Origin of the sequence: Methylobacterium sp. WL18 (genome assembly GCF_008040015.1) — a bacterium.
GTDB lineage: Bacteria > Pseudomonadota > Alphaproteobacteria > Rhizobiales > Beijerinckiaceae > Methylobacterium > Methylobacterium mesophilicum.
The window spans coordinates 1-9,787 of sequence record NZ_VRVD01000124.1; the positions used below are offsets into that span (position 1 = coordinate 1).

The window sequence follows — 9,787 nt, forward strand, 5'->3', positions numbered from 1 at the left end:
CCCCCCGACAGGCCGACGGGGCGGCGGTCGAGGAGATGGCCGATCCCCAGCATCTCGGTCACCGCGGCAAAGCCGGCCGGGTCGGCGGGCCGGCGCGCGAAGATGCGGCCGTAGCCGAGATTGCTCCGCACGCTCAGATGCGGGAACAGCCGGGCGTCCTGGAACACCACCCCGACACGGCGCCGGTGCGGCGGCAGGAAGACGCCCGCCGCGGTGTCGACGAGCGTCGCCCCGCCGGCGACGATCCGACCACGATCCGGCCGGGCCAGCCCGGCGATCAGGTCGATCAGCGTCGTCTTTCCCGATCCCGAACGCCCGAACAGGGCGGTCAGTCCCGGGCCCGCGGCGAAGGCCGCATCCAGCGCGAAGGCGCCGCGCCGGAGCTGTACGTCGACGGTGATACTCATAGCCCGTACCTCCCGCGGCACGGGCGGCGGCGCAGCGCGTTGGCACCGGCTACGGAGCTTGCACGATGATCACGGTCCACCACCTCGAGAACAGCCGTTCGCAGCGCGTGCTGTGGCTGCTGGAGGAACTCGGCCTCCCCTACACGGTGAAGCGCTACGATCGAGATCCGCAGACCATGCGGGCGCCTCCGGACCTCATCGCCCTCCATCCGCTCGGCAAGGCGCCGATCATCACGGAGGAGGAAACGGTGGTGGCCGAGACCGGCGCCATCGTCACCTACCTGACCGACCGGGCCGGCGGCGCTCTGGTGCCCGCCCAGGGAACGCCCGAGCGCGGGCGCTACACCTACTGGCTGCACTACGCCGAGGGCTCGGCCATGCCACCGCTGCTGCTCAAGCTGGTGTTCGGTCGCTTGGCTCCGCAGAGCCCCTGGGCCTTGCGGCCCCTGGTCCGCGGGATCGCCGACACGGTGCTCAAGAGCTTCGTCGATCCGGATCTGCGGCGGCACGCGGCGTTCTGGGATGGGGAACTCGCCGACAGGCCGTTCTTCTGCGGCGGGGAGTTCACCGCGGCCGACATCATGATGAGCTTCCCGCTGGAGGCCTTCGCAGCCCGCGGGACCGGGACCGGGCCGCGGGTCACGGCCTGGCTCGCGCGGATCCATGCTCGCCCGGCCTACCGAGCGGCGCTGGAGCGGGGCGGCCCCTATGCGTACGCCTGAGCGGCGGTTGCACGGGGCGGCGGTCTGGCGTCTCGCCATCAGCCCGCCTGCAACCGGCGCGCAGCGCGGGACGCCAGGAACTCCGAGACCAGCAGGGCCGTCACCGACAGGGCGACCGAGATCAGGGTGAGGCGCAGGGCCGGCCCCTCCCCGCCCGGGACCTGGGTCAGCGTGTAGATCGCCGAGGGCAGGGTCTGGGTCTCCCCGGGGATGTTCGACACGAAGGTGATCGTCGCCCCGAACTCGCCCATCGCCTTGGCGAAGGCCAGCACGGCACCCGCAATGCAGCCCGGCAGGCTGAGGGGCAGCGTGACGGTGAGGAATACGACGAGCGGGCTCGCCCCGAGGGTGCCGGCCGCCTGCTCGAGTCTGGGATCGACCGCCTCGATCGACAGCCGCATCGCCCGCACCATCAGGGGGAATCCCATCACCGCGCAGGCGAGCGCGGCCCCGGTCCAGCGGAAGGCGAAGACGATGCCGATCTCCGCGAGCGCGCTCCCGAGGAATCCACGCCGGCCGAGCGCCAGCAGCAGCAGGTAGCCTGTCACCACCGGCGGCAGGATCAGCGGAAGGTGGACCAGCCCGTCGAGCAGCGCCCGCCCGGGGAACCGGCGTCGCGCCAGCAGCCACGCCACCGCGAGCCCCGGCAGCAGGCTCGCGAGGGTCGCCACGCTCGCCACCCGTAGGCTCAAGGCGACGGCGTTCCAGGCGTCGGGGGGGAGGTCGAACACGACCTTGGACGCGGGCGGCTACTGGCTGGCGCCGGGCTTGCCCATCACCCTGAAGCCCTGGCGCTCGAAGGAGGCCTTTGCCGCCGGGCCGCGCAGATACGCCAGCAAGGCGGCTGCATCGGGGTTGCGCGAATCCTTGATCAGCGCGGCCGGATAGACGATCGGCGGGTGGCTGTCGGACGGGAAGGTCGCGACCACGTGGACGCCCGGCTCGGCGGCGGCGTCCGTGGCGTAGACGATGCCCAGCGGCGCCTCGCCGCGGGCCACCAGCAGCAGGGCCGCGCGCACGTTCTCGGCCTGGGCGACCTGCCCCTTCACGGCGTCCCAGGCCCCGAGCTTCTCAAGGGCGGCCTTGCCGTACCTGCCCGCCGGGACGGCATCGATCGTGGCCATCGCCAGCTTGCCGCCGCCGAGGATCCGGGTGAGCGTCGAGCCGAGGTCCGGCGCCAGGGCGATCTCCGGGTCGGAGCCGGCATCCTTCGGCCCGGACGCGATCAGCACCAGGGCGTTGCGCAGGAGGTCGACGCGCGAGCCGGGCTTCAGGCTGCCGGCCTTCTCTGCGTCGTCCATCCAGGCCTGGTCGGCCGAGATGAACAGGTCGGCCGGCGCCCCTGCCTCGATCTGCTTGGCCAGGGCGTTCGAACCCGCATACGCGATCCGGGTGTTCGTACCGGTTTCCTTCGTCCAGCTGGCCGCCGCGTCGTCCAACGCGTTCTTCAAGCTCGCTGCGGCGAAGACGACCACCGGATCGGCCGCTCGGGCCGGCCTTGTCGCCGGGACGAGGGCCAGCACGGCGAGCAGCGTCAGGATCCGTCGGGTGGGTGGCATCGGCTCGGGCATCCCCTGGCGCGACCCGTGAACCGGCCGCCTGCGCCCGGGACCTTAAGTGCGGCGCCCCGGCGGGCCAAGCGCCGTTCAGTTGCGCGACGTCTCCCGGCGCTCCCGTGGCGCCGCCTCGGCCCGGTGAAGCCGGCTCAGCAGCACCAGCAGATGGCCCGGCAGCGGGCCGTCCGGCGCCGGTCCGCCGAAGAGCCGTTCACGGGGTAAAGGGCGGACCGCCCCATCGTTGACGATGACGGGCTCGCGCGGTCCGGAACGCCTGGGCTTGGTCACGCTGTACGCACCCTGCTTGATCACGCAATCTGGCGGAAGCCGGCAAAAACGTCGGCCCCAGTCGCCAGTTCCGTGGGCGATCTGTGGATTCTGTGGTTAACGCTTGGACACCCTGCCGCATTCCTAGGCGCCGCCCGCAGCGAATCCGGAGTGCGTGGACCGCCTCACCAGGTCCGAATGTCGCGCCGCCCGTGCTGCTCGGCTTCGGGCGCCGGACTCATCCCGGCCGCGACCAGGATGGCCCACAGCGTGGCCACGAGGGTCGTCGTGAGCGTGACGGCGACGCTGACGAGCAGGGGTGAATTCATGGCGACGCTGTCATCTGTCAAAACGGGCGCGCCGGCACACGAAGCGCGGCGCGCCAGAGTTGAGGGTCTGGCCTTGGGGAAGCCGAGACTGTTGTAATCAGCGAAATCCTGCACGGAAACTGATTTAAATCGATTTCGGTCCGGCGATTGTCAGATGTGTCGACGCAGCAACAAATCGGCAATCCTCGCCTCCGACGTGGCGAGATCGCGGCGCCGGATGCGGTTTTTTTCGCATCTGCCCCTGTGATGCGGCGCGCTCCGGGGCTACAGCCCGGCACCATGCTCGAAGGTCTGCCACCCCACCGCCCGACTCACATCCTGCGCCTGACGACCGATGAGCGGTCGGCCCGGGCCATGACCGATCTGCTGGGCGAGATGTTCGATCCCACCGAGACCGCCGTGGCGGCGTTCGAGGATGCGGATGGCTTCACCTGGCGGCTCGAGGCCTACTTCGCGGACGCTCCGGACGAGGATTACGTCCGCGATCTGATCCGTCCGGTGATCGGGGACGAGGCGGACGTCGCCGAATTCCGCACCATCGAGGAGCGGGATTGGGTCCGGACATCCCTGGAGGGGCTGAATCCGGTCCGGGCCGGCCGCTTCCTCGTCCACGGCGCACATGACCGCGATGCGGTGCGCGGCAACGACCTGCCGATCGAGATCGAGGCGGCCCTGGCGTTCGGCACCGGCCATCACGGCACGACCCTCGGTTGCCTGCGGGCGCTGGTCGCGGAATTGAAGCGACGGCGTCCGGCGCGTGTCCTGGATGTGGGCACCGGGACCGGGATCCTGGCTTTCGCGGCCGCCAAGGCGTTGCGGCAGCCGGTGGTGGCGGGCGACCTCGACGGCGAGGCGGTCCGGACCGCCCGGGAGAACGCCCGCCTCAATGGCCTCGGACCCTATCTCAAGCTCTACGAGGGCCCCGGCGTGCGCCATCGGCTCGCAGACCGGACCCGGCACTTCGACCTCGTCTTCGCCAACATCCTCGCGCGGCCCCTGCGCCGCCTCGCCCCGACCCTGTCGCGTGTGGTCGCCCCCGCGGGCGTGCTGGTCCTGTCCGGCCTGATCGAACGCGACGTGTCTGGTGTGCTCTCGGCCTATCGCCACCAGGGCTTCCATCTCGTGAGAAGCGGCCTGATCGAGGGCTGGGTCGCCCTGGTGCTGACCCGCGGCGGTGCGGCGAAGCGGCCCCGGCGCTGAACCGGGATCCGGGCCGCGCATTGCCCGGGCATGAGCCAGATTCCGCGTCCCGATCCGCCATCCGATCCCATCACCGAGGGCGCGCAGGCCCGGGCCCGGGGCCGACCGAAAGATTCCTGTCCTTACCCGGCCGACTCATCCGATCGCATCGCTTGGCTGGAGGGTTATAACGGCGTACCCTCCGGCAAAGCCCCGGATCTGCCGATCGCCGACGCCTGATTCCGGCGCCCCGCCGGAAATCCCAGGCAGTCCCTGCGCTATCGCGCGGTCCGGAGCCGTCCCGGCCCCCTCCATCCTTCCGGCAACGTCTCGGCGACCGGGCTGTCCGCACCGTCCGCGTGTGCGACCGGGGCGCCGAGCGCGGCCATCAAGACACGCAGACCCTCGACCCACTCCTCCGCCTCCGCGAGCGACGCGAAGCCGTCGCGCCGGATCACCGTATCCGGCTCGATCGTGGTGATGGCGTCGAAGAGACCGTCGGGTCTGTCGCTGATCCGGTAGAAGACGCGGCGTGGCATGACCTGGGAGATAGGGCAAAGAACTGGCGTGATAAGATTGCGCGCGACTCTAAACCATAGGTTACGCCTGCGAGCATCATCCGAAAGGTGGGTGGACGGTTCGAAAAGCGGGGCTGCGCGCGATCCGCGCGTCGATTCCGCCCGGTTGCGACGATGGACCGGCCGGCGATAGGGTCCGCGCATGACAGAGCCAAGCCCGACCCGCCCCCGGTTCCAGACCTTCGACGACCCGAGCCATCGCAAGGGTGCGGAGCGGATCGAGGCCCTGCGCGCGGCCCTGCGCGAGACCGCCGTCGACGGGTTCGTGGTGCCCCGGGCCGACGAGCACCAGTCGGAATACGTGCCGGCCGACGCGGAACGGCTGGCGTGGCTCACCGGCTTCACGGGCTCGGCCGGAACCGCCCTGATCCTGATCGAGTCGGCCGCCCTGGTCGTCGATGGGCGCTACACCCTGCAGGCACCCGAACAAGTCGATACCGGGGTCGTCACCGTGGTGCCGCTGGCCGAATCGAACGCGGAGGCCTGGATCGCCGACAACCTCAAGCGCGATCAGGTTCTCGGCTACGATCCCTGGCTGCACACGTCGGACGGCGTCGCCCGCCTGGAGCGGGCCGCCGTGAAGGCGGGCGGGTCGGTGCGGCCCGTGCCGAACCTCGTGGACGCCGTCTGGGCAGGCCGTCCGAAGCCGCCGGCCGGGCCGGTGGTTCCCCATCCCCAGGCGTTCGCGGGTGAGTCGGTCGCCGACAAGCTCGCCCGGGTGCGCACGGCCCTGGCCGAGGGCGGCTGCGATGCCCTTGTGATCTCCGACCCGCACAACCTCGCCTGGGCGTTCAACCTGCGCGGCTCCGATGTCGGCCATACCCCTCTGGCGCTCGGCTACGCGATCGTTCCGCGCGAAGGGCGGGCACGGCTGTTCCTGGTCTCGCCAAACGTCGATCCGGCTCTGCGCACGGCCCTGGCGCCGGTCGCCGAGATCCTGTCGCGGGCCGACCTCGACGACGGGCTCGGTTCGCTCAGCGGCGTGCGCGTGCGGGTCGATGCCGCGACGGGCGCCGTCGCCCTGAAGGAGAAGATCGAGGCCGCGGGCGGGACCGCCGATGTCGGCAAGGACCCGATCACCGCCATGAAGGCGGTCAAGAACGCTGCCGAGATCGAAGGCGCCCGCGCCGCCCATATGCGCGACGGCGCGAGCGTCGTGCGCTTCCTGGCTTGGCTCGACGGCGCCGCCGCCGCGGGGGGCTTGAGCGAGATCGCCGCCGTGGAGGCCCTGGAAGACTTCCGCGCAGCCGGCGGCGACCTGCGCGACGTGTCGTTCCCAACGATCTCGGGCTCCGGCCCGAACGGCGCGATCGTACATTACAGGGTCACCCGTGCCAGCGACCGGACCGTGCGGGCTGGCGAGCTGTTCCTGATCGATTCCGGGGCGCAATACCCGGACGGCACCACCGACATCACCCGGACGGTCGCGGTCGGCGAGCCGACGGAGGCGATGCGCGAGCGGTTCACCCGTGTGCTGAAGGGGCACATCGCCATCGCCCGGGCGGTGTTTCCGAAGGGCACGACCGGCGCCCAGATCGACGCCTTCGCCCGCGCGCCGCTTTGGCAGGCGGGACTGGATTTCGACCACGGCACCGGCCACGGCGTCGGCGCCTTCCTGTCGGTCCATGAGGGGCCGCAGCGCATCGCCAAGACCGGGACCGTGGCGCTGGAGCCCGGCATGATCCTGTCGAACGAGCCAGGCTACTACGCGCCCGGCGCCTACGGCATCCGGATCGAGAACCTCGTCCTGGTCGAGCCGCGCGCGATCCCTGGTGGCGAGCGCCCGATGCTCGGCTTCGAGACCCTGACGCTCGCTCCCTACGACCGGCGGCTGATCCGCCCGGACCTGCTCGCGCCGGAGGAGCGGACCTGGATCGACGCCTATCACGCCCGGGTGCGCGACACCCTGGCACCGCTCGTCGATGCCGGAACCCGCGTGTGGCTGGAACGCGCCACCGCGCCGCTGGCGGGTTGAGGGCGGGGAGGCTTTGCTGGGCGCGCCCTTGTGCAGGCGCAGGCAGCACGACAGAGTAGACAGACCGCTTGGTGGACCTCGTTCGCTCAAGCAACGCGCGGCCAAGCTTTTCGAGGGTGCTTGACCATGCCCCGACGCTCACAGGATCTCGCCGAGGTCGCGAAAAAGGCTGCCAATGCGTCCTTCGGGAGCGCTCTGGTGCAGAAAGTTTGCCTCGGCGATATGGAAGGGTCTGACGGCGAAGACGTCAGGCGCGTCCAACTGATCGTCTCGGACGACGCGACGGACCAACTCGACGGCGACAAGCTGCTCGATGCCGGCCTAGCTATCAGCCAAGCTTTGCGGAAGGCGGGCGAGCCGTTGCGTATCGTCGTCCAGTACGCTGAACAGCGCGAGCTTGACGAACTTGACGCTGATTAATCCTGACCATCTGTTCGTACAGGCAGATGCTTTTCTTCTTCAAATCGATCGTGGCTCGTTACGTCAAGCCGAGTTGCGTCGGGCATTTTCGAATGTCTACTACGGATTGTTTCACGCGATCTTGACTGCCGCAGTTGATGAGGTGGTCGGCAGAAGCGTGCGAGGAAGTCCTATTGGGACCCTGGCCTATCGCTCAATATCCCATCAGCGATTGAGAATTCTATGCGAATAAATTGAAAAAAATCTCGAACAGAAGATCAAATCTTGCGAACCCATCGGCGGGTTCGATGTTTATATGCGAACGATAGCCCGGCCGGTAATTGAGTTGCAGGACAAGCGGCACGCCGCCGACTACGATCCGTCCCTGTCGTTCTATGCAAACCGACGCGCGGGCGGCCCTCCAGACGGCCCGATCCGCGGTCAACCGGCTGGCCCATCTGAGGGCGGATCAGCGACGGGCGTTCCTCAATCTCATCCTGTTCGAGCCCCGCTGAGCGATCCCAGCGGCGTCATGGTCTCGGCCTCACCGCGCTGAGCGGAGGACAGGGCGCTGACCCCCGCGCTATAAGAGGCCTCGTCACGGAAAAGCCCGCGCCGGTCCCGAAGACATCCGGGTGAAACCGCGACGGCCCCGCGCGCGAAGGGACAGCATGATCCGCCGCCTCGCCTTCCTGCTCCTGATGCTCGCCGCGAGCCTGTCGGCTGCGTCCGCGCAGGGGTTCCGCACGCCGCCCGACCTCGTGCGGGCGAGCCTCGTGGCCGAGCCGGTCGCGGTGGCCGGGGCGCAGCCGTTCACCCTGGCGGTGCGGATGCAGGTGAAGCCGGGCTGGCACGTCTACTGGCGCAATCCGGGCGATTCCGGCCTGCCGCCGGAGGTGACGTGGACCCTGCCGGCGGGCTTTAACGCGGGCGCGATCCGGTGGCCGGCCCCCGAGCGCATCGCGATCGCGACGCTGATGAACTACGGATACGAGGGCGAGGTCACCCTGCTCGTGCCGGTCACGCCGCCGCCGAGCCTCGACCCGGCCGATCCGGTGCGGATCCAGGCCAAGCTGACCTATCTGGTCTGCGAGACGGAATGCGTCCCGGGCTCCGCCGACCTCGCCCTCACCCTGTCGGTGGGCGAGCCCCGGCCCGATGCCGAGCAGGCCGCCCTGTTCGAGCGCGCCCGCACCGCCTTGCCCACCCCGGCGCTCTGGCCGCTGCAACTCTCGAGTCAGGGCGACACCCTGCAGCTCGACTTCGCCGCGCCCGGCCTCAAGCCCGAGACCATCAAGGCCGCATCGTTCTTCCCCTATTCCGAGACCGCGATCGATAACGCCGCCGCCCAGGTGATGCGCGTCGACGAATCCGGACTGCACCTCACCCTCGCCCGGAGCACCCCTACGGATCCGGCACCGGCGGCCCTGCCGGGCGTGCTCACCGTGGACGAGGAGACCGGCGGCGGCACGCACCGCCTCGCCTTCGCGTACGGGGACGAGCCGGTGCTGCCGGCCCCTGCGGCTGCGCCCGAGGCTTCCGCCGCAGCCCAACCGGTCGCCCCGGTTTTCGACGCGCTGACCCTGGCGACCGCGGCGGGCCTGGCCTTCCTGGGCGGGCTGATCCTCAACCTGATGCCCTGCGTCTTCCCCGTCCTGTCGATCAAGGTGCTCGGCCTCGTGCGGCATGCCGGCGAGAGCGCGGCGCGCGTGCGCCTGCACGGCCTCGCCTACACGGCGGGCGTGCTGGCGAGCTTCCTCGGCCTCGCCGGCCTGCTGCTCGCCCTCAAGGGCGGCGGGGCCGCGATCGGCTGGGGTTTCCAGCTGCAATCGCCTTCCGTGGTGGCCGGGCTCGCCTATCTGCTGCTCGCCATGGGCCTGAGCCTGTCGGGAATGGTCCATGTCGGCGGACGGCTCGCCGGCATCGGCGACGGGCTGGCCCGGCGCTCGGGCCTGAGCGGCTCGTACTTCACGGGCGTGCTCGCGACCCTGGTCGCGACCCCCTGCACGGCGCCGTTCATGGGCTCGGCCGTGGGTTTCGCGCTGACCCAGAGCGCCGGCGTCGCGCTTGCGGTGTTCGCCTGCCTGGGCCTGGGCCTCGCCCTGCCCTTCCTAGCGCTGACCCTGTGGCCGCCGGCCCTGCGGGCGCTGCCGCGGCCGGGGGCCTGGATGGAGACCCTCAAGCAGGTTCTGGCCTTCCCGGTCTACGCCACGGTGGCGTGGCTGATCTGGGTCCTGGCCCAGCAGGTCGGCCCGCAGGGGCTGCTGGCGGCGCTGATCGGCCTCGTGCTGGTGGGCTTCGCGGCCTGGGCCTGGGAGCACGGACGCGCCGCGGCCCCGCGGGTCGGCCCCATCGTCCAGGGCGTCGCGCTGCTC

Annotated in this window: 12 protein-coding genes; 6 read left to right on the top strand and 6 right to left on the bottom strand. The window is 70.4% G+C overall.

Going from position 1 to position 9,787, the window contains the following annotated elements:
• Positions 1–407 (bottom strand): ATP-binding cassette domain-containing protein (locus FV228_RS11800; RefSeq protein ID WP_147854798.1); only part of this gene is annotated, 407 nt, incomplete at its 3' end.
• Between the two features lie 65 nt (positions 408–472).
• On the opposite strand from FV228_RS11800, the gene FV228_RS11805 reads away from it, so the two are divergent.
• Positions 473–1,129, top strand: coding sequence for a glutathione S-transferase (locus tag FV228_RS11805; RefSeq protein WP_147854799.1), 657 nt, complete (start codon positions 473–475; stop codon positions 1,127–1,129).
• Between the two features lie 38 nt (positions 1,130–1,167).
• Here FV228_RS11805 and modB read toward each other — a convergent pair whose 3' ends face one another.
• From modB to FV228_RS33060, 4 genes are all read right to left on the bottom strand, one after another.
• Positions 1,168–1,860, bottom strand: coding sequence for a molybdate ABC transporter permease subunit (modB, locus tag FV228_RS11810; protein ID WP_147854800.1), 693 nt, complete (start codon positions 1,858–1,860; stop codon positions 1,168–1,170).
• Positions 1,861–1,878: 18 nt separating this feature from the next.
• Positions 1,879–2,688, bottom strand: a complete 810-nt coding sequence (gene modA, locus FV228_RS11815) for a molybdate ABC transporter substrate-binding protein (protein ID WP_147854801.1) — start codon at positions 2,686–2,688, stop codon at positions 1,879–1,881.
• Positions 2,689–2,775: 87 nt separating this feature from the next.
• On the bottom strand, positions 2,776–2,973 hold the full coding sequence (locus FV228_RS11820; RefSeq protein ID WP_147854802.1) for a hypothetical protein: 198 nt from the start codon (positions 2,971–2,973) through the stop codon (positions 2,776–2,778).
• A gap of 164 nt (positions 2,974–3,137) precedes the next feature.
• On the bottom strand, positions 3,138–3,281 hold the full coding sequence (locus FV228_RS33060) for a hypothetical protein (protein ID WP_187277708.1): 144 nt from the start codon (positions 3,279–3,281) through the stop codon (positions 3,138–3,140).
• 279 nt (positions 3,282–3,560) lie between these two features.
• Between FV228_RS33060 and FV228_RS11825 the strand changes: the two genes are divergently transcribed.
• Positions 3,561–4,481, top strand: a complete 921-nt coding sequence (locus FV228_RS11825) for a 50S ribosomal protein L11 methyltransferase (protein WP_147854803.1) — start codon at positions 3,561–3,563, stop codon at positions 4,479–4,481.
• Between the two features lie 30 nt (positions 4,482–4,511).
• Complete coding sequence (locus FV228_RS34180) at positions 4,512–4,700, top strand: Rmf/CrpP family protein (protein ID WP_147854804.1); 189 nt, start codon at positions 4,512–4,514, stop codon at positions 4,698–4,700.
• A 38-nt stretch (positions 4,701–4,738) separates the two neighbouring features.
• On the opposite strand, the gene FV228_RS11835 is transcribed toward FV228_RS34180, so the two are convergent.
• A complete protein-coding gene (locus FV228_RS11835; RefSeq protein ID WP_147854805.1) occupies positions 4,739–4,999 on the bottom strand; it encodes a hypothetical protein in 261 nt (86 codons plus the stop codon).
• Positions 5,000–5,180: 181 nt separating this feature from the next.
• On the opposite strand from FV228_RS11835, the gene FV228_RS11840 reads away from it, so the two are divergent.
• The 3 genes from FV228_RS11840 to FV228_RS11850 all read left to right on the top strand — a co-directional run.
• A complete protein-coding gene (locus tag FV228_RS11840; protein WP_147854806.1) occupies positions 5,181–7,013 on the top strand; it encodes an aminopeptidase P family protein in 1,833 nt (610 codons plus the stop codon).
• Positions 7,014–7,133: 120 nt separating this feature from the next.
• Complete coding sequence (locus tag FV228_RS11845) at positions 7,134–7,433, top strand: hypothetical protein (RefSeq protein WP_147854807.1); 300 nt, start codon at positions 7,134–7,136, stop codon at positions 7,431–7,433.
• 650 nt (positions 7,434–8,083) lie between these two features.
• Positions 8,084–9,787 (top strand): protein-disulfide reductase DsbD domain-containing protein (locus FV228_RS11850; protein ID WP_147854808.1); only part of this gene is annotated, 1,704 nt, incomplete at its 3' end.